The sequence below is a fragment of the Streptomyces sp. NPDC008001 genome (assembly GCF_042958085.1).
Taxonomy (GTDB): domain Bacteria; phylum Actinomycetota; class Actinomycetes; order Streptomycetales; family Streptomycetaceae; genus Streptomyces.
The window spans coordinates 233,780-259,265 of the sequence record NZ_JBIBIZ010000008.1; the positions used below are offsets into that span (position 1 = coordinate 233,780).

Sequence of the window (25,486 nt, forward strand, 5' to 3'; positions counted from 1 at the left end):
CGACCGGACGTGGCGAGCCGGCATATGGACATGCATCGTCATATGGGCATAGATCGCCACAGGGAAGCCACAACCACGAGATGGCGGGCATTGAGACGAAGTTTTATCTGAGTAAAGATCAGGCATGCAAGACGCAGGGCGAGTTAAAAAGATGGTGACTACACTCTGAAGTCACGAACGGGGATTATGGGTGATTTGCCGCTATCAACGCTCATCGAGGGTAACTACCCAAAGATCGGTACATGGGGTGTGATTACATGCATCCCGCCCCGCCGTCCTCCGGTCGGGACCTCGGCCCCGGCCCGGGCCTTGTCGCCCCGTCAGAAAGTGCCCCTCGATGCCCCTGAGACGCCCCCGCCCGTCCGCCGCCCGTGTGGCGGCGCTGACCCTCGCAGTCGTCACGGCCCTGCCGCTGGGACTGGTGTGTGCGCCCACGGCCATGGCCGACGCCGTGCCGTCCGCTCCCGCCCCGTCCGCACAGGTGAGCTGCCGCCCGGTCCAGTTGTACGGCGCGGCCCCCGACGGGAAGCTGGACTTCTTCTCTCACGCCGACGCCGCACAGGGGTCGTTCAACTGGCCCGTCATCGGCAAGCGGATAGACGGGAGCGGCTGGGGCGCTCCCCGCATCACCCTCGGTGGTCCCGGCAACTGGATCTACAGCATCAACGCCGACGGCGGCCTGTACCGCCACCGCTACGATCCCGTCACCAACAGCTGGGGCACGCCTCCGGGCGAGAAGATCGACAGCGGTTGGGGGAACTTCCTCAACGGTGCGAGCCGTCGCAACCGCGTCACCATTGACGAGCGCGGCAACATCTTCGCCGTCCACGACGACGGCACCCTGCGGCTGTACCGCTACGACGAGAAGACCGGGGCCCCGATGCCCGGCAACGGCCGCGTGATCGACACCGGCACCTGGGGCGGGTACAACCTCGTCGTCGCCGCGGGCGACGGCCTGCTCTTCGCCCGCCAGGGCGGGGACCTGTACCGCTACCGCTACGACGTCGACACCCAGCAGTGGCTCGAGATCAAGAGTCCGGCCTGGACGGCAGGCTGGGACAAGATCCGGGAGATCCGCTCCGCGGGCGGCGGCACCCTCTACGCCCTGCACACCGACGGCTCGCTGTTCTGGTACCGCTACGACGTCAACGCCGCCGCCTGGGTCGACACCGGCCGCCGCAAGGCCGGCTGGAACTTCGAGACGTACTACGGGATATCCGTGTCCACGGACGCCTGCAAGGTCCCGGCCCAGCCCGTGAAGCCCCCCGTCGCTCCGCGGCCCAACATGCCCGCTGCGATCCGGCAGGGCAGTGACAAACTCATCCAGCAGTTCTATGTCGACGAGCGCGGATGGCTGATCAACGGTGTCCAGCGCGATCCCAAGGACCTGGGCACCGTGGCCTACAGCACCGTGGCCGGCGCGCGGGACTTCGTCGACCAGCCGGTCGTCATGGAGCAGGCGGACGGTACCCCGATGGCCTTCGCCCTCGGCAAGGACGGCCACGTCTGGATGACCAAGCGCCAAGCAGGCGGGACCTGGTCCGCGCTGAAGGACCTGGGCGGCGACTTCACCGCCGCGCCCACCGTCACCAGGAACCCCCAGGGCATCGTCGCGGTCCACGCCTTCGACCGCGACGGCAGGATGTGGTACTTGAACCAGCAGAGCTCGAACAGTGACAACTTCATTCCGTGGCGCACCCGGGACGCCTACTCCTCCATGCCCGCCGGGTACGAGAAGTCGTCCTTCGCCGGGGCGGGCCAGGCCGTCTCGGTGGACGTCACCGCCGATCGCCCCTTCATCCTCGGTATCGACAAGCAGGGGCGCCTCGGCATGAACCGCGCGGATGCCAAGCGCGAGGGCTGGTGGGTCTGGGGAGCCTCCGACGTGAGCGGCCTCGGCGGGACGCCCGCCGCCGCGCGCGGCGCCGACGGCAAGGTGACGGCGTTCGCCCGCACCAAGGACGGAGAGATCTGGACGGCGAAGGAGTCCACCAAGGCCGACGCCGACACCAAGCTCCCGCTCAACGGCTTCTTCGGCCAGGGGACCGTCCTGCCGGGTGTGAAGACCACGGGTTCGCCTGCTGTTGCCGTCAACCAGGACAAGTCACTCGGTGTGGTCGTCCGGGACGACAAGGGCTATGTCTACTACGCCCGTCAGCTCACCCCCGACGGCGAGTTCGGGCGCTGGAGCCTCGTGGCTCCCAAGCAGGCGGCAACCGACCCGGCCGTGGTGCAGCTCGACAACGGTGAGTGGGCCGTCTTCTACATCGACACCCAGGGCCTGGAGCGGATGTACTGGCTCTCCGAGGCCGACGGCGGCAGCGCCCAGCCCCGGTCCCTGGTCAGGCCGAAGCGCAGCGTTCCGGCCGGTCCGGTGTTCACCGGCGGCGTCGTCGCCAAGTCCCGCGACGGCAAGCCCGTGGTGAAGGAAGGCCGGTAGCGGTGGTGGGGCGGGAGGAACACCTCCCGCCCCACTCGTCGCACGGCTCGCCTTCAGTCCTCCAGGATGCGCCAGTGCCCGTCGATGCGCTCCACCGTCACGGTGCTCTTCCTGGCGCCCTGCGCCCCTGCGCTCACCTCAACGCGGGCAACCTTGCCCCCGCCCTCGACCCGCGCCGCGTGGACGTCGATGTCGCCGACCTTGCGCTGTTCCTTGCTGCTGAGCCGGTTACCGATCTGGGCGCGCATGGCCCCGGGGCAACCGCCGTCGGCCTCGGCCATGGAGGAGACCACCTTGGGATGCATCAGGTGGCACGCCTCGCGCATGTCGTCGTCGGCGAGTGCGTCGATGTACGCCATGACGAGCTTGCGAGCGCCCTTGGCGCCGGGCTCCGCGCCGGGGTCGCTGTCCCAGAAGGCGAGGACGCCGGTGACGGCGGCGGCCACCAGGGCGGCCGACGTGCCGATCGTCGTCAGCCGGCGCTTGCGGGTCGACCACAGCCGCGTGCCGGCGCTACGAGCCGCACGGCTGATCCGTTCTCCTGCGCTCCGCTCTCCGGACGAGGACTTCACCTGCTCGGGCACAGTCTCACACTTCTCTCGCGAACCACCTGTGAACCGGGCAAGTCTGACACGGAGTTCCGGCAAACGGAATATTTGCACCCCTTGCAGCTGAGACCGCGTCAGAGCCTCTTCGCGCTCCGGAGCCCCGTCGCGTAGAAGCCGTTGCCGTCCAGGCGGGCCGTGCCGCCCTTGTCGCCGAAGGTGGGGCCGTTGGCTTCTTCTCGGCTGGAGATGAAGCGGGGCTTGCCGTCGGTGTCGAGGCCCATGTAGATGCCGACGTGGTCGAGGCGTTCGCCGGTGCGCTTGTCGATCTCGAAGAAGACCAGGTCGCCCGGCTGCAGCTTGTCGATGGCGTCGGGGCGCTTGCCGGTGAGCTCCAGGACGGGCACGCCGGGGGAGAGGCGGGCCATGCCGTCGGCGGTGCGGGGCAGGCCGTCGCCCTTGGCGTCCTTGGCCATGAGGGGGTAGCGCGCCCGGTAGCCGAAGACCGTGCGGACGAAGCCCGAGCAGTCCATGGCCCGGAAGCGTGCCGCCTCCGGCCGCTCGACGGTGCCGTCGCGGAAGCGGTACGGGATGCCCAGGTAGTCGTAGAAGTCGGACTGCTCCAGGCGCAGGTCGCCCGCCGCGGAGCCGGTGGGGTTCAGCGGGCCGAACTGGGCGTCGCCGGAGTACGGGACGCCCTGGGCGTCCTTCTTCTGCGGGGCGCCGTCGAGGTACTCCATGGCGAAGGCGAAGACGTCGGGGTCCTTGCTGCCCAGGGACTTGCTGAACCAGTCCTTGAACCAGGCCGCCTTCTCGGAGCCCTCCTTCCACGCCTCCGGCAGCAACCGGACCCAGCTGTCCGTGGTCACCTTCGCGTCCGTGTACTTCGGCTCGGTGAACGTACGGCTCGCGCCGGTGAGGACCGCGGTGCGGGCGCCGTCGGTGAAGGTGGCGAGCACGCCGCCGTCCGCCGCGCGCACGACCGTGCGGGCCGGGGCGGTCAGCCGCTCGAAGCGGCGCTCGCCCGCCGCCGGCTTGCCGCCGGACGCGTGCCCGGTGGCCGTGCCGGAGACGGACTGCACCGGCGGCGCGGTGCCGTCCTGCTTCTCGCGCAGTTCCACCGTCAGGTACGCGCTGGTGCCGAGCAGGCCGAGCACGACCAGGGTGTGCAGGGCGTGGCGGCCGGCCGGGCCCTTCTTCCGGGCCCGCTTCCGGTCCTTCGTCGTGCCCTTCGTCGTGTCCTTCGTCATGGGGCTGTGCTCCGGGGGTCGGGAAGGCTCAGGCGGTGGGCATGAAGCCCAGCAGGATGCCGGCGGTCAGGACGACGTAGTTGGCGAGCGAGACCGTGCCGGTGGCCAGCAGGGTCGCGCCGCGCGGCTGGCGCACCAGCTGGTAGGCGATCAGGCCGGGGACGATGAAGCCGAGCGTCTGGTTCGCGTACATCAGCGGGAACTGCTGCTGCAGGATCACGTACAGCGTGGCCTGCAGCACGACGCCGGTCAGCACGACCGCCGCGAACAGCCGCTTGCCGTAGAGGATCACGTACCGCTGCAGCAGCAGGGTGGCCAGGTACGTCAGGACGGTGATGCCGACGACCATGGCGGCGCGCTGGACGCTCTCGACGAGGGTGAGGGCCAGCCAGCCGGGGGTGATCATGCCGCCGGGGGAGAGGTTGGTCGTGAGGTAGCAGACCAGGGAGAACAGCAGGCCCAGGGCGATCCCGATGGCGGCGATCTCCGGGGTGAGGACGGCGGGGATCAACGGAAGTCTCCTGTGGGATCCGGGTCCAGGTAGGTCGGGACGTACACCGGGGGCTCTTCCGGTCCCGGCGGAGGCGGCCCCTGCCGCGCCGGCTCGTCGTCCGCCGGCAGTTCCGCCAGCCGCTCCAGCAGCAGTTCGCCCTGCCCGTGGATGTTGCCGATGGCGATCAGCGACGCGCCGGGGCCGAGCCGGCCGAGGATCTCCCGCTCCAGCTCGGCCGGGTCGCGGCGGTCGCCACCGAGGTCGGTGATCCGCGAGCGCCATTCGGCGGGGATCGCGTCGGCGGCGCTCTTCGTGGGGTGGCCGATGAGGAAGACCGACTCCGGGGCGAGGCGCGGGATCAGCTCGCCCATCTGGCCGTTGCGCTCGACGCGGTCCGGGCGGCAGTTGATGAGGACGTGCAGGGGGCGCTCGATCGCGCCCAGGGTCAGCAGCTGCTCGACGTTCATCAGCGTCGACTCGGGGTCGTTGGCCGCGAAGACGTTGGCGAAGCGGAACGGCGTGCCGCCGGGGGTGAGGTAGCGCTCGACGGACAGCACGCCGGGGTCCGGCGGCGCGTCGTACATGCCCTGCAGGGCGGTGGCCCGGTCGACGCCGAGGAGCTCGGCGACGGCCAGGGCGATGGCGACGTTCTCCTTGAACGTGAACCAGCTGAAGCCGCGCAGCTCGGCGTCGGTGACCGTTTCCGGGTCCACGGCGATCAGCCGGCAGTCGCGCTCGGCGGCCTCCTCGCGCAGGATGTGCAGCCGGTCGCGCTCGGCGGTGACGCAGATGCCGCCGTGCGGCATGGACCGGCTCAGCGAGCGGGCCACGTCGTCCAGGGTGGGGCCCATCTCCGCCAGGTGGTCCTCGCGGACGTTGCACAGCACGCCGATGGTGGAGCGGATCAGCTTGGTCTGGTTGACCTCCTGCAGGGCCGGCATGACGGCCATGCACTCGATCACCAGCGCGTGCGGCCGGTACGCGGCGGCGCGCCGCACGATGCCGATCTGCTCGACGACGTTGGCGATGCCGAACTTGCGGTAGACGGGCTCCTCGGTGGCGTCCGGGTGGATGAAGCGGGCCGCGGTGCCGGTGGTCTTGGCGACCGTGACCAGGCCGCCGCCGCGCAGCGCGCCCGCGCACAGCCGGGTGATGGAGCTCTTGCCGCGGATGCCGTTGATCAGCACCCGGGTGGGGATCATGTCGAGGTTGGTGAAGTGCCGGCGCTGCTCGATCACGCCGGCGACGAGGACGATCGCGCAGCAGATCACCAGGACCGTGTAGAGGAAGAGCACGCGTCAGTTCCTTCCGGCCGGCGGCCGCTCGGTGGTGCGCAGTTGCTGCCGGATCAGTTCGAGGTTGCGGACGATCGCGCCCGCCTCGTCGTGGTGCTGCGGGAAGAGGACCGTCTTGCGGTCGCCGCCGGCCAGTGCCTCGGCCTGGCCGGCGAGCGTGCGCAGCGGGCGGACGACGATGATGTGCAGCCAGCCCAGGCAGGCCACGGCGGCGGTCACGCCGAGCAGGCCGGCGAGCATGGTGTGCCGCTGGGCGGTGTACTCGGGCAGCTCCAGCCAGGAGGCCGGCTGTTCGCTGACGACCTGCCAGTTCAGGTCGCGGACGGCGCCGCCGCCGGTGAAGGACGCGGCGGCCGCGAGGGAGGAGCCGCCGTCGGCGCGATGCAGCAGGGCGGTGCCGTTGGTGTCCTTGCGCGCCTTGGTGACGAGGTCGTTCAGGTGGCTGCCGGGCAGCTTGGAGAAGGCGCGGAAGCCGTGCTGGCGGTCGGCGGCGATGATGCGGTGCCCGTCGTCCACCAGCCAGACCTGGCCGAGGCCGGGCCGGGTGACCATGGAGATCAGGAACTGGGGGTCGTACTCGCCGACGACGGTGCGGCCCTTGCCGCCGGGCACGGCCGCGTAGGCGGCGACGGCCGGCTCCTTGCCGGAGGTGTTGAGCTGGGCGACGGAGTCCTCGCGGGGCTTCTGCCCGGCCGGGTGGCGCGGGGCGGCCCCGGCGCGGGTGAGGACCTTGCCGCCGGCGTCGAGGACGTAGACGGAGCGGTAGCGGGGGTGCTCGCGCAGGGTGGTCTGCAGGACGGCCCTGTCGGCACTGTCGTCCCTGCCGCCGTCCTTGCCCCCGTCCTTGTTGCTGTCCTTGGCGCCGTCCTCCTTGCCGCCGCCCGCGCCGACGATCTGGGCGACGGAGGCGACGTCGGCCCAGCCCTCGTTGAGGGCCTTGCGGACGCGGTCGGCGGCGGTGTCCGTACGGCGGCGCTGGTCCTCGACCAGCTGCTTGGGCACGGTCACGCCGCTGCCGGCGCGGTTGAGCAGCAGCAGGAGCGGGGCGGCCCAGGCGAGCAGGACCACGCCGCAGACGACGACGGTGGCGCGGGTGCCGAAGCCGCCGCGGGCCCGGCCGGTACGGGTGGGCCGCCCGCCGAGGAGCTGGCCGCGCAGGCTCTCCAGGGCGGCGCCGATGCGGGCCGGTTCGCGGCCGCGGAACCTGCGGACGGGCCGGTCGAGCTCGCCGCGGCTGATCCGGCGGCTCTCCAGGTACAGCTGGATCAGCGGGCGCTGGACCGTACGGACCAGGATCCAGGTCACCAGCACAGCGAGGACGAGCAGCACGGCGGCGGCGACGAGGCCGAAGGCCCGGGTCTGCACCGCTTTGGCGTCCTCGGTGAGCTTGACCGAGGTGACCACGGACAGGCCGAGGCCGCCCGCGGGGCTGGTCTCGCCGGGCGCGCGGCCCGCCGCCGCGTAGCCCACGGCCGCGCGGTGCTTCTCCGTGCCGCCCATGAGCCGGCCGCTCGCGCCCGGGTGGCCGCCGGGCTCGGGGGCCTTGGCGAAGGCCGCGGCCGCCGTCTTCGCGGCGCGCTTGGCCCAGGCGGTGCGGGAGATGGACGGGCCGTCCTTGGCGAGGACCGTGCCGGCCCAGTCGACGACGAGCAGGGAGCGGTTCTCGCCGGTGGAGATGCCCGGCACGTTGAGGGTGCCGGAGGCGACGAGGAGGCGCGGTTTGTCGCCGCCGCGCAGGGCGGCGGTGACGAGCATGCGGGTGTCGCCGGAGGGCAGTTTGACGAGGCGGGGAGCGGGGGAGCCGTCGGTCTCTCCCTTTTTGCCTGTTCTGTCCGTCAGGGCGTCGGCGAGCGGGATCGTTTCGCCGCGGGCGGCGAGGAGGCTGCCGCCCGCGGGGTCGATGACGGCGAGGCCGCGCCACTTGTTGTAGACCTTGCCGAGCTTGTCCAGAACGGTGTCGGCGGGTACGGCCTCGGGGCCGGCGAAGAGCGCGGCGGCGCGCTGGAGGTCGGTGACGCTCTCGTCGAGGGAGGCCCGCAGGGCGAGCGCGCCGTCCTCCGCGACCCGCTGCTGCGAGGTGAGGACGGCCTGGTCGGCGGCGGCCCGGTCGGGGCCGCCCAGCACGAGGGCGGTCGCGCCCGCGACCAGCAGCAGGAGCGCCAGGAGTGCGGCCACCGGCGGGCGGGCGCCGCCCAGCAGGGGCATGTCGGCGCGCCGGCGCAGCTTGCGACGGCGCGCGCCGCGCGGGGCGGACAGCGGCATTCCTGGCATTCCTTTCGGCCGCGGCTCGGCATTGCCGGGGTCGGCGGAATACCTTGTTCCGCTTGCCGCACATCAGGATGAACTAACGGGAACCGCTGAATTCTAGGTGGAAGTTAAAGGACTAACAAAACCTTGGTGACGCGTGCCTCATATGCGTGCGTAGTGGCTGCTGTTGGAGTAAGGGGCGAGGGAGGGCGTCTCTCCGGGGTACTTTTGCCCGCATGAGGACCCGGCCGGCGCCCGACAGCACAGCCCGTACCGTCCGTACGGCACGCCCCGTGCGAGCTGTACGCTCCGTGCGGCCCGTGCGCGCCGCGCTGTCCTGCGTGCTGCTCGGCGCGCTGGCCCTGGCCGGCGCGGCCGGCTGCGGGGGCGCACCGGCCGCGGACGGGCCCGGGGCCCGCAAGGGCGGCGTCACGTCGCACAAGTCCGCCCCCGAACCCGCCGCCACCGTCGACCTCGGCCGGCACATCACCGACTACACCGACGGCATCACCGCCGACGGCAGCTACCGCATCCCCACCGAGCGCGAGCGCCGGGCCGTCGCCGACGGCGTCCGCGCCGTCCTCGACGGGGACCGCGCCACGGCCGCCCGCCGCCTCTCCGGCGTCGGTTACACCGTCCGCACGCTCGCCGACGGCAGCGGCGGCGCCCGGTACGCGGAGGTCGCCGACGCCACGCGCGAGGGCGAGGTCCGGCGCGGCTGGGGCCGCGTCTACGTCGGCCTCGGCGGCCCGGCCCACTGGCAGGTCCAGGTCCCGCACCCGTCCGCCGACCAGCGCACCGAGCAGCTCGGCATCGGCCTGCTGCGCGGCGCCCCCGGCGGAGTGCTCGTCCTCGCCGGCGCCCACCGCGCCGCGGACTCCGGCGCCGGCCCCGACGCCGCGGACGTCGCCCACCGCCCCGACTCCGTCTTCGCGGCCGTCTCCGACGCGCTCGCCGACCGGCACCTCCCCGCCGTCCAGGTGCACGGCTTCGCCGACAGCAGCCTGCCCGACCACGACGTCGTCGTCTCCCCCGGCAGCGGCGAAGCGGGCCTCCCCGCCGCCCGCCGCCTCGCCGCCGCCTACCGTGCCCAGGGCCTGCGCGTCTGCGAGGTCTGGGAGCGCTACTGCGGCCGCCTGGAGGGCCGTACGAACGTGGAGGGCGAGTACGCGGGGAAGGCCGGGGTGCCGTTCGTGCACGTCGAGCACAGCCGGCAGGTGCGGGACGACGACGGGCTGGTGGCGAAGGCGGTACGGGCGCTGGTGGAGATCGCGCGGACGTGGGCCGCGGCGCCTCGCACCCCGGGCCCCCGGGTCAGCTGAAGTCCAGGCCGCCCGTACGGGTGCGCTTGAGCTCGAAGAAGTCCGGGTAGCCGGCCAGCAGCCGGACGCCGTCGAAGACCCGGGCGGCTTCCTCGCCCCGCGGGATCGAGCTCAGGACGGGCCCGAAGAAGGCGACCCCGTCGATGTGGATCGTGGGCGTCCCGACCTCTTCGCCGACCGGGTCCATGCCCTCGTGGTGGCTCTTGCGCAGCGCCTCGTCGTAGTCGGACGAGTGAGCCGCTTCGGCCAGCGACTCCGGGAGACCGGCGTCGGCCAGCGCCTTCCTGATCAGGTCGTCGCCGACCTCGCCGTCCTCGTTGTGGATACGGGTGCCCAGCGCCGTGTACAGGTCCCGCAGCACGTCCTCCCCGTGCTCCTGCGCCGCCGCCGTGCACACCCGCACCGGGCCCCAGCCCACGTCGAACAGGCGGCGGTACCGCTCGGGCAGGTCGGCCCGGCCCTCGTTGAGCACGGACAGGCTCATGACCCGGAACCGGAGGTCGATGTCGCGGTGGCGCTCGACCTCCAGGATCCAGCGGGAGGTGATCCAGGCGAAGGGGCAGATGGGATCGAAGTAGAAGTCCACTTTGTGTGTCATGGTCATGAGGCTATGGGGAAGGTGGACCGGCGGGCAGGGCCACTTCCCCACGAAGATCATGGGCCAATACCCGTGTCACTCCTGCAGTTGCCGGCACCTCCACTGCAGCGGCACCTCGGGACGGTGCCTGAGCCGCTGCACGAGCGTAGGGAGCAGGTAGTGCGTCGCCTCTGCGGCGAGGTGCTTTTGGAGCCAGTCGACCGGAAGCCGCTGACTGAAGCCGTGCGTGGCGGAAACAGCGAGGGCCGCACGGGAAACCCCGTGCGGCCCTCGCATCGGCACAGCGCCGGCGATTACGCCGGGACGCTCGCCACGCCCACCGGCAGGAACCGCCGGCCGGCGGCACGCTCGGAGACGCCCTCGCGGTCCAGGTACGGCGTGATGCCGCCCAGGTGGAAGGGCCAGCCCGCGCCGGTGATCAGGCACAGGTCGATGTCCTGGGCCTCGGCGACGACGCCCTCGTCCAGCATGATGCCGATCTCCTGCGCGACCGCCTCCAGGACGCGGGCCCGCACCTGCTCCTCCGTCAGGACGCTGTCGCCCTGCTTGAGCAGCGCCGCGACCTCGGGGTCCAGCTCCGGCTTGCCGGAGTCGTAGACGTAGAAGCCGCGCTTCCCGGCCTTCACCACGGCGGCGAGGTTCGGGGAGACCTTGAAGCGGTCGGGGAACGCGCCGGCCAGCGTCTCGGAGACGTGCAGGCCGATGGCGGGGCCGACCAGCTCCAGGAGCACCAGCGGGGACATCGGCAGGCCGAGCGGCTCGACGGCCTTCTCGGCCACGGCGACCGGCGTGCCCTCGTCGATGACGTTCTGGATCTCGCCCATGAAGCGGGTGAGGATGCGGTTGACGACGAACGCCGGGGCGTCCTTCACCAGGACCGCGGTCTTCTTCAGCTTCTTGGCGACGGCGAAGGCCGTGGCCAGGGAGGCGTCGTCCGTCTTCTCGCCGCGGACGATCTCCAGCAGCGGGAGGATCGCGACCGGGTTGAAGAAGTGGAAGCCCACGACCCGCTCGGGGTGCTTGAGCTTCGACGCCATCTCGCTGACGGACAGCGAGGAGGTGTTCGTGGCGAGGATGGTGTGCGCGGGCACGACCGCCTCGACCTCGGCGAACACCTGCTGCTTGACGCCCATCTCCTCGAAGACGGCCTCGATGACGAAGTCCGCGTCGCCGAAGGCGGCGGCCTTGTCGAGGGAGCCGGTGACGGCGGCCTTGAGGCGGTTGGCCTTGTCGTTGCCGATGCGGCCCTTGGCGAGGAGCTTGTCGATCTCGCCGTGGACGTAGCCGACGCCCTTGTCGATGCGCTCCTGGTCGATGTCGGTGAGGACGACCTGGACCTCCAGGCGGCGCGCGAAGAGCAGCGCGAGCTGGGAGGCCATCAGGCCGGCGCCGACGACGCCCACCTTGGTGACGGGGCGGGCCAGCGAGCGGTCGGGGGCACCGGCCGGGCGCTTGGCGCGCTTCTGCACCAGGTTGAAGGAGTAGATGCCGCTGCGCAGCTCGTCGCCCATGATCAGGTCCGCGAGGGCCTGGTCCTCGGCGTCGAAGCCCTGGCGCAGGTCGCCGTTCTTCGCCGCGGAGATGATGTCCAGGGCGCGGTAGGCGGCCGGGGCGGCGCCGTGCACCTTGGAGTCGGCGATGAAGCGGCCGCGCTCGACGGCCTGGTCCCAGGCCTCGCCGCGGTCGATCTCGGCGCGGTCGACCTGGACGTCGCCCTTGAGGACGGAGGCCGTCCAGATCAGCGACTGCTCCAGGAAGTCGGCGCCGTCGAAGATCGCGTCGGCGATGCCGAGCTCGAAGACCTGCTTGCCCTTGAGCTGACGGTTCTGGTTGAGCGAGTTCTCGATGATGACCGAGACCGCGCGGTCGGCGCCGATGAGGTTCGGCAGCAGGGTGCAGCCGCCCCAGCCGGGGACCAGGCCGAGGAAGACCTCGGGCAGGGAGAAGGCCGGGATGGCCCGCGAGACGGTCCGGTAGGTGCAGTGCAGGCCGACCTCGACGCCGCCGCCCATGGCCGCGCCGTTGTAGTACGCGAAGGTCGGGACGGCGAGGGACGACAGCCGCTTGAAGACGTCGTGGCCGCCCTTGCCGATGGCGAGCGCGTCCTCGTGCTTCTTCAGCAGCTCGACGCCCTTGAGGTCGGCGCCGACGGCGAAGATGAACGGCTTGCCGGTGATGCCGATGCCGGTGATCGTGCCCTCGGCGGCCTCCTTCTCCACCTGGTCGATCGCGGTGTTCAGGTTCGCGAGCGACTGCGGGCCGAAGGTGGTCGGCTTGGTGTGGTCCAGGCCGTTGTCCAGCGTGACGAGCGCGAAGCGCCCGGCGCCGAAGGGGAGGTCGAAGTGGCGCACGTGCGCCTGGGTCACGACCTCGTCGGGGAACAGCTCCGCCGCACCCTTGAGAAGTTCAGCGGTGGTGCTCACTTGGTGCCTCCGTCGAAGTGGGGGTTCTCCCAGATGACCGTGCCGCCCATGCCGAGGCCGACACACATCGAGGTGAGGCCGTAGCGGACGTGCGGCTGCTCCTCGAACTGGCGGGCCAGCTGGGTCATCAGACGGACGCCGGAGGAGGCCAGCGGGTGGCCGAACGCGATGGCGCCGCCGTACTGGTTGACGCGCGGGTCGTCGTCCGCGATGCCGTAGTGGTCCAGGAGCGCGAGCACCTGCACCGCGTAGGCCTCGTTGAGCTCGAACAGGCCGATGTCGTCGATCGTCAGGCCCGCCTTGGCGAGGGCCTTCTCGGTCGCCGGGATCGGGCCGTAGCCCATGACCTCGGGCTCGACGCCGACGAAGGAGTACGAGACGAGGCGCATGCGGACCGGCAGGCCCAGCTCGCGCGCGACGTCCTCGGCGGCGATCAGCGAGGCGGTGGCGCCGTCGTTGAGGCCCGAGGCGTTGCCCGGGGTGACCCGGCCGTGCGGGCGGAACGGCGTCTTGAGGTTGGCCAGCCCCTCCATGGTGGTGCCCGGGCGCATCGGCTCGTCGGCCGTGACCAGGCCCCAGCCCAGCTCCCCGCCCTCGGGCGTGGTGCGGCGGACGGAGATCGGCACCAGGTCGGCCTGGATCTTGCCGTCGGCGTACGCCTTGGCGGCCTTCTCCTGACTGCGGACCGCGTAGGCGTCCGCGCGCTCCTTGGTGAGCTGCGGGAAGCGGTCGTGCAGGTTCTCCGCCGTCATGCCCATGACGAGGGCGGAGTCGTCGACCAGCCGCTCCGAGAGGAAGCGCGGGTTGGGGTCGACGCCCTCGCCCATCGGGTGACGGCCCATGTGCTCGACGCCGCCCGCGAGGGCGATGTCGTACGCGCCGAAGGCGACGCCGCCGGCGACGGTCGTCACGGCGGTCATGGCGCCGGCGCACATGCGGTCGATGGACATGCCGGGCACGGTCTGCGGCAGGCCCGCGAGCATGCCGGCCGTACGGCCGAGGGTCAGACCCTGGTCACCGATCTGCGTGGTCGCGGCGATGGCGACCTCGTCGATCTTGGCGGGGTCCAGGTTCGGGTTCCGGCGCAGCAGCTCACGGATGCACTTGATGACGAGGTCGTCGGCGCGGGTCTCGTGGTAGATGCCCTTCGGGCCCGCCTTGCCGAACGGGGTGCGGACGCCGTCGACGAATACGACGTCCCTAGCGGTACGAGGCACTTGGCTCTCCTCCTGTGCGGGATCGCTGCTCGCGGGCATGCCTGGACGGCTCCGCCGCGGTGCGGGCTGACATCGTCATGCTACTTACGGGTAACTAAGTTGCCCAGTCCCCTGGCGGGGAGCGGCGAAGGTCACATTCCGTGTACGGAGGGGGCTACTGGGGGTTCGGCACCGCCGGTGGCGTTTGCGGTGGGAGAAACCGGCTCGAGCCGGAAAACGGGCTGCGCCCCGGCCCCCACTGCGGGGCCGGGGCGCAATCCGGGAAGCGGTCGTCAGGCCGCGGCTTCCGTCAGGGCCTTCACCAGGACCGGGGTCACCTGTTCGATCTGCCAGGGGCGGGCGCCGTGGGCGGAGAGGATCTCCGCCACCGCCTCCGGCGTCGGATCGGCCGGCGGCTCCCAGCACAGCCGCCGCACCGTGTCCGGCGTGATCAGGTTCTCCTGCGGCATCGTGAGGCGCTCGGCGAGCGCGGACACGGCCGTACGGGCCGCCGTGAGCCGGGCGGCCGCCTCCGGGTCCTTGTCGGCCCAGGCGCGCGGCGGCGGGGGGCCGGTGAGCGGCTGGCCGGGCTGCGGCAGCTCGTTGTCCGGGACGGCCCGCGCGCGGTCGACCGCGGCCTGCCACTGCTCCAGCTGCTTGCGGCTCATGCGGTGCCCGAAGCCGGGCAGGGCCGCGAGGGCGTGCGCGTTCGGCGGCATGTTCAGCGCGGCCTCGATGATCGCGGCGTCGCCGAGCACCTTGCCGGGCGAGACGTCGCGCCGCTGCGCCACCTGGTCACGGGCGGTCCACAGCTCGCGCACCACCGCCATCTGGCGGCGCCTGCGCACCTTGTGCATCCCGGACGTACGGCGCCAGGGGTCCTTGCGGGGCGGGGCGGGCGGGGCGGCGGCGATGGCGTCGAACTCCTGCCGGGCCCACTCCAGCTTGCCCTGGCGCTCCAGCTCGGCCTCCAGCGCGTCGCGCAGGTCGACGAGGAGCTCCACGTCGAGGGCGGCGTAGCGCAGCCAGGGATCGGGCAGGGGGCGGGTCGACCAGTCGACGGCGGAGTGGCCCTTCTCCAGGGCGTACCCCAGGACGTTCTCCACCATGGCTCCGAGACCCACCCGTGCGAACCCGGCGAGCCGGCCGGCCAGCTCCGTGTCGAACAGCCGCGTCGGCGTCATCCCTATCTCGCGCAGGCACGGCAGGTCCTGGGTGGCTGCGTGCAGAACCCATTCGGCGTCGGCGATGGCCTCGCCGAGCGCGGACAGGTCGGGGCAGCCGACCGGATCGATGAGCGCGCTGCCCGCGCCCGCACGGCGCAGCTGTACGAGGTAGGCGCGCTGGCCGTAGCGATATCCGGAGGCGCGCTCGGCGTCGACGGCGACGGGGCCGGTGCCGGCGGCGAACGCGGCGACGACCGCCGCGAGGGCATCGTTGTCAGCGACGACCGGCGGGATGCCTTCGCGTGGCTCCAGTAGGGGGATCGGCGCCGAAACGACGTCGTCCGGGGGGCCGCCCCCGGTGGTTCGCAGTGGTGTGTCTGCTGCGGTTTCTTGGGCGTCGGTCACCGGTCAAGGGTATCTGTGTATGGCAAGCGCCCGCCGACGGAACGTCCCGTCGACGGGCGCGGCGTTGCGGGCCGGCGGTGGTGAGGGGGGTGTGAGGGGCGCCGGGGGCGGGCCGGGGGCGTGAGTGGAGGTGCGGGCGGTGGTGGGGGCGTCAGTGGATGATGCCGGTGCGCAGCGCCACGGCGACCATGCCGGCCCGGTCGCCGGTGCCGAGCTTGCGGGCGATCCGGGCGAGGTGGCTCTTGACCGTGAGCGCCGACAGCCCCATCGACACGCCGATGGCCTTGTTGGACTGGCCCTCCGCGACCAGCCGCAGCACCTCGACCTCGCGGCCGGACAGCTCGCGGTAGCCGCCGGGGTGGCCGGGGGCGCCGGGCGGGCGGCGGTGCAGGCGGGCCGCGGCGGCGGAGCCGATGGGGGCGGCGCCGGGGCGGCCGGGGACGCCGAGGTTGGTCCGGGTGCCGGTGACGACGTAGCCCTTCACGCCGCCCGCGAGGGCGTTGCGCACGGCGCCGATGTCGTCGGCGGCGGACAGGGCCAGGCCGTTGGGCCAGCCCGCGGCACGGGTCTCGGAGAGGAGGGTGAGCCCGGAGCCGTCGGGGAGGTGGACGTCGGCCACGCAGATGTCGCGCGGGTTGCCGACGCGGGGGCGAGCCTCCGCGATGGACGACGCCTCGATCACGTCTCTCACGCCCAGCGCCCAGAGGTGCCGGGTGACGGTGGAGCGGACACGGGGGTCGGCGACGACGACCATGGCCGTCGGTTTATTGGGGCGGTAGGCGAGGCTCGCAGGTTGCTCGAGGAGAACGGACACCAAGCCTCCAGGGGGGAGTGGCGGGGGGACGGTTCCGGCTTTGGGGGGTAAGCCGGGGCGATCCGTATGGGAAGGGTCACAAGCCTCTTCGGCACCGAAGCGTCCCGGCTTTAGGGAATGATCACGAATTGGTGAGTAACAATTCGGGCAATTCGGATGCGAACGGTCGGCAATCGGTCGGATTGCCGACCGAAATGGTGCCGGGGAGGGGGCGGAATCGGTCATGGATACGGCATTCGGGTGACCGTTCCGTGGCCTCCACGGGGTGGGGCGGTGAGGGGCTCGCCCGTCATCACGGCCGGGGTCTGGCGAAGGGGCTTCGCCCCTTCGGTCCCGCCGCGGCGGTGATCAGCCCCGGTGGGCGTGTCCGGCGGTGCCGGGCGTGGGCGGGCCCGTTACGGCACCGCCGGGCTGCGTCGTTTCGGCTGATCGCCGTGGCGGCGGATTCGAGGATGCGGGCATCCTCGACTGGCGGTGAGGGGCTCGCCCGTCACTACGGCCGGGGCGGCCGCCGGTCGGTGGTGAAGGGGGCTTCGCCCCTTCGATCCCGCCGCGGCGGTGATCAGCCACAGTAGGCGTGTCCGGCGGTGCCGGGCGTGGGCGGGCCCGTTACGGCACCGCCGGGCTGCCTCGTTCCGGCTGATCGCCGTTGCGGCGGATTCGAGGATGCTGCGCATCCTTGGCCGGCCGGCGCGCGCCGCGCCTAGCAGCGGCCCTGGGGGTCCCTTCGTTGGGGGAGGGTTACTACGCCGGCGTCCGGGGTGCCGCCCGGGGGGAGGCCCGCGATCTGGCAGAGCAGGTCGCACCAGGCGGCGAGGTGCGCCGCCGTGTCCGGCACCCCGGCGTCCTCCGGTGGTTCGGCGGCCGGGCCGCCGTCCTTCCCGTCCCGGACCGCCCGGACGGGCTTCGCGGCCGCCGGCGGGGCCGGTGGGACCGGGGACCACGAGGCCCGGATCTCGATGCGCGTCGACGGCTCCCGTTCCGCGAGCCCGCCGAAGTAGTGCGACCCGGCCCGCGTCACCGTCCCGCTGGGAGCCGCGTACGGCACGCGGCGCGCCTCCAGCGCGCCGGTGAGCCAGGACCAGCAGACCTCGGGCAGCAGGGGGTCCGCGGCCATCTCCGGCTCCAGGTCCGCGTGGACCAGGGTCACCAGGCGGAACGTGCCGCCCCACGCCTCGTGCCCGGCCGGGTCGTGCAGCAGGATCAGCCGGCCGTCGGCCAGCTCCTGGTCGTCGACGACGACCGCGGCCTCCAGCGCGTACGAGAAGGGGGCGAGCCGCTGGGGCGGCGGCGTCGCGTCGAGCTCGATCTCCGGCCGCAGGCGCACCCCTTGCAGCCCGGCGACCGCCTGCCGGAAGACGGACGGGGAGCCCTCCCCATCCGCGTCGTCCGGACCGTCCGAGAGGTGTCCCTGCGCCGCAGCCATGCCCGGAAGACTAGGCGGAACGACGCGCGGTTCCGGGTAGGACACCCACACGGGCGGGTCACTCGTTCGGCCCGTGCGAAGATTTGGGGCATGAGTGAGCGCAGCCAGCAGCAGACAGGCCGTACCGCCGCACACGACTCGGCGTTCCTGAGGGCGTGCCGGCGCGAGCCCGTGCCCCACACCCCGGTCTGGTTCATGCGGCAGGCGGGCCGCTCGCTCCCCGAGTACCGCAAGGTGCGCGAGGGCATCCCGATGCTCGAGTCCTGCATGCGCCCGGACCTCGTCACCGAGATCACCCTGCAGCCGGTGCGGCGGCACAACGTCGACGCCGCGATCTTCTTCAGCGACATCGTGGTGCCGCTGAAGGCCGTCGGCATCGACCTCGACATCAAGCCGGGCGTCGGCCCGGTCGTCGCCCAGCCGGTCCGCACCCGCGCGGACCTGGAGCGCCTCCGTCCGCTCGACGCCTCCGACGTCCCGTACGTCACGGAGGCCGTCCGCCAGCTCACCGGCGAGCTCGGCGCCACGCCGCTGATCGGCTTCGCCGGCGCGCCGTTCACGCTGGCGAGCTACCTCATCGAGGGCGGCCCGTCGCGCACGTACGAGAACACCAAGGCCATGATGTACGGCGCCCCGGAGCTGTGGGCCGCCCTCGTCGACCGCCTCGCGGGCATCACGGCCGCCTTCCTGGAGGTGCAGATCGCGGCCGGCGCCTCCGCCGTCCAGCTCTTCGACTCGTGGGCGGGCGCGCTCGCCCCGGGCGAGTACCGCAAGTACGTCATGCCCGCCTCCGCCAAGGTCTTCGACGCGGTCGCGCACCACGGCGTGCCCCGCATCCACTTCGGCGTCGGCACGGGCGAGCTCCTCGGCCTCATGGGCGAGGCCGGCGCGGACGTCGTCGGCGTCGACTGGCGCGTCCCCCTGGACGAGGCGGCCCGCCGCGTCGGCCCGGGCAAGGCGCTCCAGGGCAACCTCGACCCGGCCGTGCTCTTCGCGGGCCGCGGCGCGGTCGAGGCGAAGGCCCAGGAGGTGCTGGACTCGGCGGCCGGCCTGGAGGGCCACGTCTTCAACCTCGGCCACGGCGTCCTGCCGAACACGGACCCGGAGGCGCTGACGGCGCTCGTGGAGTACGTGCACGAGCGCACGGCCCGCTGACCGCGCGGCCTGGCATCAGGTGGTGCGGTAGAGGGGGTCGGTGAGATCGCAGCGGACGCCCCCGGCCAGGGCCGGTGGCGTCCGTGACAGGAGTGATCTTCCCGCGATCTCGGCGAAGGAGATGTCGATCTGCGGGACCCCGTACGAGATGAGCTTCTCCACGGACGTCCCGTAGGCGACGGCCCGCACCCCGCTCCACAGGAGCGCGCCCGCGCACATCGCGCAGGGCTCGGCCGTGGTGACCACGGCGTGGTCCGGGAGATGGAAGCCCGCCGCGGCCGCGGCGCGCAGCAGGGCGACCTCGGCGTGCGCCGTGGGGTCGTGCCCCGAGTCGTTGCGCGCGCCCGTCACGACGCTTCCGCCGGCGACGTCGACGAGCACCGCGCCGTAGGGATAGCGGGCGGTGCGGGCCCGGTCGGCGGCGGCGGGCATGGCGCGGCGGACCGCGGCCTCAAGGCCCGGGGGCCAGGTGCCGGTTCGGTCAGGCGTACGGGTACGGGCATGGGTCCGGGCTCCGGCCCGGGCTTCGGGTGCCGCGGCGAGCAGGGCGCCGCCGGCTGCGACCGCGCCCGAAAGGAAGCGGCGGCGCGACGAGTCGGAAGAAGTCACCCGGAGTTTCTAGCAGGCGGGTGACGGCCGGCGGGGCGGAAAAGCCAGGTACGGCGGGGACTGCGGGGGCGGCGTATACGGCGAGCAGGCGGCCGGAAGCGGCCGCCTGCGATACATGTGACGCTCCGGCAGCCCTCGGTGAGGCCGTCGGCCGTCAGGCCGTCAGTTGTCAGCCCGTCAGCGCCGGGTAGTCGACGTAGCCCTCGGCGCCGCCGCCGTAGAACGTCGTGCGGTCGGCGGCGTTGAACGGGCCGCCGGCCTTGAGCCGGGCGGGCAGGTCGGGGTTGGCGATGAAGAGCGTGCCGTAGCTGATGACGTCGGCGGTGCCGTCCTCGACGAGGCCGAGCGCGTCCGGGCCGGTCGGCCCGTCGGTGAAGGGGTTGAGGATCAGGGTGCCGGGGAAGCGCTTGCGCAGGTCGAGGGTGAGCTCGCGGATGCCGGTGGCCTCCATGACGTGCAGGTAGGCCAGGCCCAGCGGCGCGATGGCGTCGACCAGCGCGGTGTACGTCGCCTCGGTGTCGGTCTCCGCGATCGAGCCGAGCGTGTTCGCGGGCGAGATCCGCAGACCGGTCCGCCCGGCGCCGATCTCGGCGGCGACGGCCTTGACGACCTCGGTGGCGAAGCGGATGCGGTTTCCGGTGCTGCCGCCCCACTCGTCGGTGCGCCGGTTGGAGTTGGACGCGAGGAACTGCTGGATGAGGTAGCCGTTGGCGCCGTGCACCTCGACGCCGTCGAAGCCCGCCTCGATCGCGTTGCGCGCGGCGGTGGCGTAGTCGGCGATCGTGGCGCGGACCTCCTCGCCGGTCAGCTCCCGGGGGGTGACGAGGTCCTTCATGCCCTCGGGGGTGAAGTGGGCCCCCTCGGCGGCTATGGCCGACGGGCCCACCGGGACCAGGCCGTCCGGCAGCAGCACCGGGTGGCCGATCCGGCCGGTGTGCATGAGCTGGGCGAAGATCCGGCCGCCCCGGGCGTGGACGGCGCCGGTGACCTTGCGCCAGGAGGCGACTTGCCCGGCGCTGTGCAGGCCGGGGGTCCAGGGGTAGCCCTGGCCGACGGCGGAAGGCTGGATGCCCTCGGTGATGATCAGGCCGGCCGAGGCGCGCTGTGCGTAGTAGTCGGCGACGAGCTCGGTGGCGGTGCCGCCCTCGCCGGCGCGGCTGCGGGTCATGGGCGCCATGGCGATGCGGTTGGCGAGCCGGGTGCCGGCGAGGTCGATGGGGTCGAAAGCGGTGGTCACAGCGGTCCCCTCCAGGATTCATTGGCCGACCAAGTAATCGGCTCGGTCGCCACTGTAGCGCATTGTTTGGCCGGCCAACATAATGAGAGGGGAGGTGTCCGGAGCAGACTGGAGCCCCCTGCCCCGACCCCCCCCCGCCGACCGAGGAGACCCGCCATGACCGCCCGGGACGCCGTAACCGACGCCACCGCGTGTCCGCCCGCCGCCGCCCCGCCGCTGTGCCCCGGGGGTGACGGGCAGATCAGCCACGCCATCGCGCGCGTGGCCCGGGTCCACCGCATCACCGCCGGGAACCTGCTGCGCCGCCTCGGGCTGTACGCGGGGCAGGAGCTGCTGATGATGCGGCTCTGGGACGCGGGCCCGCAGCGGCAGTCCGAGCTGATCAGGCTGCTGGGGCTCGACCCTTCGACCGTGACGCGCATGGTCCAGCGGCTGGAGCAGGCCGGTCTCGTCACCCGGCAGCCGTGCTCCGAGGACCGCCGCGTCGTGATCGTCGCGACGACGGAGGCGGGCGAAGCCCTGCGCAAGGAGGTGGCGCAGGTGTGGCAGGAGCTGGAGGACCGCACGCTCGCCGGCCTCGGCGACGCCGACCGCAGCGAACTGGCCCGGCTGCTGGCCCACGTGGAGGGCAACCTCACCGGCTGCTGAGCCGTGGCCGAAGGGATGCCGTCCAGCGGCGCGGCGCTCGTCCTGCAACCTCTGCGGGAAGAAGGACAACAGCTGGATCCTGCTGAGCTACGCGGGCCACGAGGGCTGGGTGCCCACGGCCTGCATCGAGCAGTGGCGCGCCTGAGACCGGACCGAGGCGTACGGGTGCCCCCGGGCGGAGCCACCGCCCGGGGCGGCCCGGAGACCGCTCGGGCGGCGAGCTCGCGAAGGCCCCGGACCGCCGCGGGCCCCGGCATGGCCTTGGGCGGCGCTCAGCGTGCCGAGGCCACCTCCGCCGCCGCCTTGCGCGCCGCCACCAGCACCGGGTCCCACACCGGTGAGAACGGCGGGGCGTAACCCAGGTCCAGGGCCGTCATCTGATCGACCGTCATGCGGGCGGTGAGGGCGACCGCTGCGACGTCCACGCGCTTCGCCGCGCCCTCGCGGCCGACGATCTGCACGCCCAGCAGGCGGCCCGTGCCCCGTTCGGCGAGCATCTTCACCGTCATCGGGCGGGCGCCGGGGTAGTAGCCGGCGCGGCTGGTGGACTCGACGGTGGCGGTCACGTAGCGCAGGCCCTCCGCCCGCGCCTGGGACTCCAGCAGGCCCGTACGGGCGATCTCCAGGTCGCAGACCTTGCTGACGGCCGTGCCCACCACGCCGGGGAACGTGGCGTAGCCGCCGCCCACGTTGGTGCCGATGACCTGGCCGTGCTTGTTGGCGTGCGTGCCGAGGGCGATGTGCCGGGTGCGGCCGGAGACGAGGTCGAGGACCTCCACGCAGTCGCCGCCCGCCCAGACGTTCTCGTGGCCGCGCACCCGCATGGCCAGGTCGGTGAGCAGCCCGCCCGACGTGCCCAGCGGCAGGCCCGCCGCCTCGGCGAGCGCCGTCCCGGGCCGCACCCCCAGGCCGAGGACGACCACGTCGGCCGGGTGTTCGACGCTGCCGGCGGCGACGGCGCGGACCCGGCCGTCCGGACCGGTCAGTACGGCGGTGACCTCCGTGTCCGTCACGACCTCGATGCCCATGCCGGTCATGGCGTCGCGCACGAGCCGGCCCATGTCCGGGTCGAGGGTCGACATCGGCTGGGCCGCGCGCTCGATCACCGTCACCGCGTAGCCGCGCCGGACGAGGGCCTCCGCCGCTTCCACGCCGATGTACCCCGCGCCGATCACCACCGCCCTGCGGTCCGCTCCGCCGCCGTCCAGGCCGGCGACGAGCGCCCGGCCGTCGTCCAGGGTCTGCACGCCGTACACGCCCGGGGCGTCGATGCCCTCCAGGGGCGGCCGCACGGGGCGGGCACCGGTCGCGAGGACGAGGTGGTCGTAGCCGTGCCAGCGCTCCTCGCCGGTCTCCAGGTCGCGGGCGAGGACGCGCTGCCCGCCGAGGTCGAGCTCCGTCACCTCGGTGCGCATCCGCACGCCGATGCCGCGGGCGCGGTGCTCCTCCGGCGTCCGGGCGACGAGCGCGTCCGGGCCGTCCACCACGCCACCGGCCCAGTACGGGATGCCGCACGCGGAGTACGACGTGAACCGGCCGCGCTCGAACGCGGTGATCTCCAGCTCCTCCGGCGTCCGGAGCCTGCGCGCCCGGGACGCGGCGGACATGCCCGCCGCATCGCCCCCGACGACCACCAGCCGCTGCGCGCTCATGTCCCGCTCCTTTCAGCCCGCGGTGTGCCAGTCAAGGAACACCGTCTCGTCTTCTCCCTGCAACGTCACGTCGAAGCGGTACGCGTTCCGCCGCCCGGCCTCCGGCGTCGCCAGCAGCGTGGCGCGGCGGTCCGGCGGCAGCGCGGCCAGCAGTGGGTCGCCGGGCGGCTCGGCGACGTACACCCGGGTGAAGAGGTGCCGGCCGAGGCCCCGGGCGTGGAGGCACAGCGCCAGGTACGGCGCCCCGCCGGGCAGCAGCGTGTGCAGGACGTAGTGCCCGTCCCGGCCGGTGGGCACGCGGGCCCAGCCGGTGAACGTCCGCCCGTCGCGGCGCAGGCTGCCCGGTGCGCCCGCGAGCGAGCCGTCCGGGGCCGCCTGCCAGAACTCCAGGAGCGCGTCGGGCACGGGCGCGCCCTCCCCGTCGCGGACGTGGCCGTGCACGGTCACGGCGTCCGGGTGCCCGGCCGGGGCCGCGTCGCCGCCGCCGGGACAGGGCAGCGCGATGCCGTAGTAGGGGCCGACGGTCTGGGACGGGGTCGGGGGCAGCGTCATCATCGGTCCCCTTCGGTCCAGGTGGCGGACGGGCCGTCCAGGACGATGTCCCAGCGGTAGCCGAGCGAGCGGCCGGGCTCGCCCAGGGTGCGGTCGAGGGTGCAGACGAGCCGGGCGCGGGCGGCCTCGTCGCTGACGGCGTGCCAGATGATGTCGGCCGGCAGGAGCGGGTCGCCGGGGAAGTACATCTGGGTGACGAGCCGCTGGGTGAACGCCGTGCCGAAGAGGGAGAAGTGCAGGTGGGCCGCGCGCCAGAGGTCGTGCGGGCCGCCGAGGGGGTAGGCGCCGGGGCGGACGGTGACGAAGCGGTAGCGGCCGTCGTCGTCGGTGAGGCAGCGGCCCGCGCCGGTGAAGTGCGGGTCGAGCGGGGCGGGGTGGCGGTCGAGGGGGTGGGCGTAGCGGCCCGCGGCGTTGGCCTGCCACAGCTCCACGAGCTGGCCGCGCACGGGACGGCCCCGGCGGTCCGTGATCCGCCCGCCGACGACGATCCGCTCGCCGACGGGCGCGCCGTCGTGCTGCCGGGTGAGGTCGTGGTCGAGGGGGCCGACGTCCGCCGTCCCGAAGACCGGGCCGGTCAGCTCGACGGTGCCGGGCGCGGCGGGCAGGGGGACGGGCACGGGCGGTCTGCGGGGCGTGCGGAGGGCGACGGCCCGCGCGGCGGCGGCGAAGGCGTCGCCGCCGGGGACCGCGGCGGCGCCGGCGGGGACGGCAGGGCGTATCCGATCCTGTGCGGGTTCAGAGGTGGCCATGGCCTTGATCTACCCCGGGGCGCCGCCGGTGATCCCGCCCGGCCCGCCGCCGGGTCGGAGCAGCGGCGCTCCCGCGTAGTTCTCGGCCAGTTCCGCCGCGGCCGCCGTGGGGCCCGTGACCCGGCGCAGCCACGTCAGCTGCAGGGCGCGGTCGTACGCGCCGGCCCCCGGCGCCGCGTGCAGCATCGTCGTCATCTCGTGCGAGAAGAGCTGCGCCTGCCACACGCGGCGCAGACAGTCGTCCGAATACCGGTCGAGGAGCGCGGTCGAGCCGGTGCGGTGCCAGTGCGTGAACGCCCGCGCCATCGTGACGACGTCCGCGAAGGCCAGATTGAGGCCCTTGGCGGCGCTCGGCGGCACGATGTGCGCCGCGTCCCCGGCCAGCAGCAGCCGCCCGTGGCGCATCGGCTCGATCACCTGGCCGCGCAGGCCGCTCACCGACTTGGCGAGGACGGGGCCGCGCCGCAGCCGCCAGTCCCCGGCGGCCAGCCGGACGTCCAGCTCGTCCCAGACGCGCTCGTCGGGCCAGGCGCGCGGATCGGTGCCGCGGGGCACCTGCAGGTAGAGCCGGGAGACGGCGGGGGAGCGCATGCTGTGCAGTGCGAAGCCCCGCTCGTGGCCCGCGAGCAGCAGTTCGTCGCTGGAGGGCGGCACGTCGGCGAGGATGCCCAGCCACGCGTACGGGTACGTGCGCGCGTGCATCCGCACCGCTCCCGGGGGCAGGGCGCGCCGGGAGGCGCCGTGCGAGCCGTCGCAGCCGGCCACGTACTCGCACTCCAGCGTGCCCTCCTGCCCCTGCGGGCCGCCCCGCACGAAGCGGATCAGCGGCTGCTCGCCGTCGGCCTTCTCCACCGCCACCACCCGCGTGCCGAACAGCAGAGGGGGGCCGTCCGCAAGCTGAAGGGCGATCAGGTCCTTGACGACCTCGGTCTGCGGATAGATCGTCACGGTCCGGCCGCCGGTCCTGGACGGCAGGTCCACCCGGTGCGCCTCGCCCTCGAAGCGCAGCTCGAAGCCGCGGTGCACCAGGCCCTCGCGGTCCAGCCGCTCGCCCGCGCCGCACTCCCGCAGGACGTCCGCCGAGCCCTGCTCCAGGATCCCGGCGCGCTGCCGCCGCTCGGCGTACGCCCGGTCGCGGGCCTCCAGGACGGTGCAGTCCACGCCCGCCCGGTGCAGCAGCCGGGCGAGCAGCAGGCCGGCCGGTCCGGCCCCGATGATGCCGACGGTGGTACGCATGTGCGGGCTACCTCCCCGGAGAGCGAGC

At 73.2% G+C, this 25,486-nt stretch carries 21 protein-coding genes and 1 pseudogene; 4 read left to right on the forward strand and 18 right to left on the reverse strand.

Annotation, left to right across the window (positions count from 1 at the left end; all coding sequences use genetic code 11):
- The first annotated feature begins 337 nt into the window (after positions 1 to 337).
- Entirely contained in the window at positions 338 to 2,440 is a 2,103-nt protein-coding gene (locus ACFZCD_RS22365) for a tachylectin-related carbohydrate-binding protein (protein ID WP_391833476.1), read from the forward strand.
- A gap of 53 nt (positions 2,441 to 2,493) precedes the next feature.
- Here the strand turns inward: ACFZCD_RS22365 and ACFZCD_RS22370 are convergent, their stop codons facing one another.
- The 5 genes from ACFZCD_RS22370 to ACFZCD_RS22390 form a co-directional block, all read right to left on the reverse strand.
- Positions 2,494 to 3,024 (reverse strand): hypothetical protein, encoded by a 531-nt coding sequence (locus ACFZCD_RS22370; RefSeq protein WP_391833478.1) that lies wholly within the window; start codon positions 3,022 to 3,024, stop codon positions 2,494 to 2,496.
- Between the two features lie 98 nt (positions 3,025 to 3,122).
- A complete protein-coding gene (locus ACFZCD_RS22375) occupies positions 3,123 to 4,235 on the reverse strand; it encodes a C40 family peptidase (RefSeq protein ID WP_391833480.1) in 1,113 nt (370 codons plus the stop codon).
- A 28-nt stretch (positions 4,236 to 4,263) separates the two neighbouring features.
- Positions 4,264 to 4,746 (reverse strand): poly-gamma-glutamate biosynthesis protein PgsC/CapC, encoded by a 483-nt coding sequence (locus ACFZCD_RS22380; protein ID WP_391833482.1) that lies wholly within the window; start codon positions 4,744 to 4,746, stop codon positions 4,264 to 4,266.
- On the reverse strand, positions 4,743 to 6,023 hold the full coding sequence (gene pgsB / locus ACFZCD_RS22385; protein WP_391833484.1) for a poly-gamma-glutamate synthase PgsB: 1,281 nt from the start codon (positions 6,021 to 6,023) through the stop codon (positions 4,743 to 4,745). The genes ACFZCD_RS22380 and pgsB overlap by 4 nt, the downstream gene beginning before the upstream one ends.
- Positions 6,024 to 6,026: 3 nt before the next feature.
- The gene (locus ACFZCD_RS22390; protein WP_391833486.1) at positions 6,027 to 8,285 is read right to left on the reverse strand and encodes a HAMP domain-containing protein; all 2,259 of its coding nucleotides are present in this window, start codon (positions 8,283 to 8,285) and stop codon (positions 6,027 to 6,029) included.
- A gap of 278 nt (positions 8,286 to 8,563) precedes the next feature.
- Between ACFZCD_RS22390 and ACFZCD_RS22395 the strand changes: the two genes are divergently transcribed.
- Positions 8,564 to 9,592, forward strand: coding sequence for a hypothetical protein (locus ACFZCD_RS22395; RefSeq protein ID WP_391833488.1), 1,029 nt, complete (start codon positions 8,564 to 8,566; stop codon positions 9,590 to 9,592).
- Here ACFZCD_RS22395 and ACFZCD_RS22400 read toward each other — a convergent pair.
- The 7 genes and pseudogenes from ACFZCD_RS22400 to ACFZCD_RS22430 form a co-directional block, all read right to left on the reverse strand.
- Positions 9,585 to 10,190 (reverse strand): disulfide bond formation protein DsbA, encoded by a 606-nt coding sequence (locus tag ACFZCD_RS22400; protein WP_391833489.1) that lies wholly within the window; start codon positions 10,188 to 10,190, stop codon positions 9,585 to 9,587. The genes ACFZCD_RS22395 and ACFZCD_RS22400 overlap by 8 nt on opposite strands.
- Before the next feature lie 84 nt (positions 10,191 to 10,274).
- Positions 10,275 to 10,466, reverse strand: a pseudogene (locus ACFZCD_RS22405) (hypothetical protein); the annotation flags it as partial.
- Positions 10,467 to 10,483: 17 nt separating this feature from the next.
- A complete protein-coding gene (locus ACFZCD_RS22410) occupies positions 10,484 to 12,613 on the reverse strand; it encodes a 3-hydroxyacyl-CoA dehydrogenase NAD-binding domain-containing protein (protein ID WP_391833491.1) in 2,130 nt (709 codons plus the stop codon).
- On the reverse strand, positions 12,610 to 13,830 hold the full coding sequence (locus ACFZCD_RS22415; protein WP_391833493.1) for a thiolase family protein: 1,221 nt from the start codon (positions 13,828 to 13,830) through the stop codon (positions 12,610 to 12,612). The genes ACFZCD_RS22410 and ACFZCD_RS22415 overlap by 4 nt, the downstream gene beginning before the upstream one ends.
- Positions 13,831 to 14,102: 272 nt before the next feature.
- Positions 14,103 to 15,380, reverse strand: coding sequence for an HRDC domain-containing protein (locus ACFZCD_RS22420; RefSeq protein ID WP_391833495.1), 1,278 nt, complete (start codon positions 15,378 to 15,380; stop codon positions 14,103 to 14,105).
- A gap of 151 nt (positions 15,381 to 15,531) precedes the next feature.
- Positions 15,532 to 16,194, reverse strand: a complete 663-nt coding sequence (locus ACFZCD_RS22425) for a response regulator transcription factor (protein ID WP_030369345.1) — start codon at positions 16,192 to 16,194, stop codon at positions 15,532 to 15,534.
- Between the two features lie 703 nt (positions 16,195 to 16,897).
- Positions 16,898 to 17,620, reverse strand: coding sequence for a DUF3000 domain-containing protein (locus ACFZCD_RS22430; RefSeq protein ID WP_391833498.1), 723 nt, complete (start codon positions 17,618 to 17,620; stop codon positions 16,898 to 16,900).
- A gap of 90 nt (positions 17,621 to 17,710) precedes the next feature.
- On the opposite strand from ACFZCD_RS22430, the gene hemE reads away from it, so the two are divergent.
- Complete coding sequence (gene hemE / locus ACFZCD_RS22435) at positions 17,711 to 18,775, forward strand: uroporphyrinogen decarboxylase (RefSeq protein WP_391833500.1); 1,065 nt, start codon at positions 17,711 to 17,713, stop codon at positions 18,773 to 18,775.
- A 15-nt stretch (positions 18,776 to 18,790) separates the two neighbouring features.
- On the opposite strand, the gene ACFZCD_RS22440 is transcribed toward hemE, so the two are convergent.
- On the reverse strand, positions 18,791 to 19,384 hold the full coding sequence (locus tag ACFZCD_RS22440) for a nucleoside deaminase (RefSeq protein WP_391833502.1): 594 nt from the start codon (positions 19,382 to 19,384) through the stop codon (positions 18,791 to 18,793).
- A 169-nt stretch (positions 19,385 to 19,553) separates the two neighbouring features.
- A complete protein-coding gene (locus ACFZCD_RS22445) occupies positions 19,554 to 20,621 on the reverse strand; it encodes an alkene reductase (protein ID WP_391833504.1) in 1,068 nt (355 codons plus the stop codon).
- A gap of 156 nt (positions 20,622 to 20,777) precedes the next feature.
- On the opposite strand from ACFZCD_RS22445, the gene ACFZCD_RS22450 reads away from it, so the two are divergent.
- A complete protein-coding gene (locus ACFZCD_RS22450) occupies positions 20,778 to 21,269 on the forward strand; it encodes a MarR family winged helix-turn-helix transcriptional regulator (protein WP_391833506.1) in 492 nt (163 codons plus the stop codon).
- A gap of 272 nt (positions 21,270 to 21,541) precedes the next feature.
- Here the strand turns inward: ACFZCD_RS22450 and ACFZCD_RS22455 are convergent, their stop codons facing one another.
- Genes ACFZCD_RS22455 through ACFZCD_RS22470 form a run of 4 tightly spaced genes read right to left on the reverse strand, consistent with a single transcriptional unit; the run spans position 21,542 to position 25,458 of the window.
- Positions 21,542 to 22,921 carry an FAD-dependent oxidoreductase gene (locus ACFZCD_RS22455; protein WP_391833508.1) on the reverse strand — a complete coding sequence of 460 codons (1,380 nt, stop codon included), beginning with the start codon at positions 22,919 to 22,921 and terminating at the stop codon, positions 21,542 to 21,544.
- Positions 22,922 to 22,933: 12 nt separating this feature from the next.
- Entirely contained in the window at positions 22,934 to 23,473 is a 540-nt protein-coding gene (pcaG, locus tag ACFZCD_RS22460) for a protocatechuate 3,4-dioxygenase subunit alpha (protein WP_391833510.1), read from the reverse strand.
- On the reverse strand, positions 23,473 to 24,222 hold the full coding sequence (pcaH, locus tag ACFZCD_RS22465) for a protocatechuate 3,4-dioxygenase subunit beta (RefSeq protein WP_391833512.1): 750 nt from the start codon (positions 24,220 to 24,222) through the stop codon (positions 23,473 to 23,475). Before pcaH ends, pcaG begins: the two co-directional genes overlap by 1 nt.
- Positions 24,223 to 24,231: 9 nt before the next feature.
- On the reverse strand, positions 24,232 to 25,458 hold the full coding sequence (locus tag ACFZCD_RS22470) for a 4-hydroxybenzoate 3-monooxygenase (protein WP_391833514.1): 1,227 nt from the start codon (positions 25,456 to 25,458) through the stop codon (positions 24,232 to 24,234).
- Positions 25,459 to 25,486 lie beyond the last annotated feature (28 nt).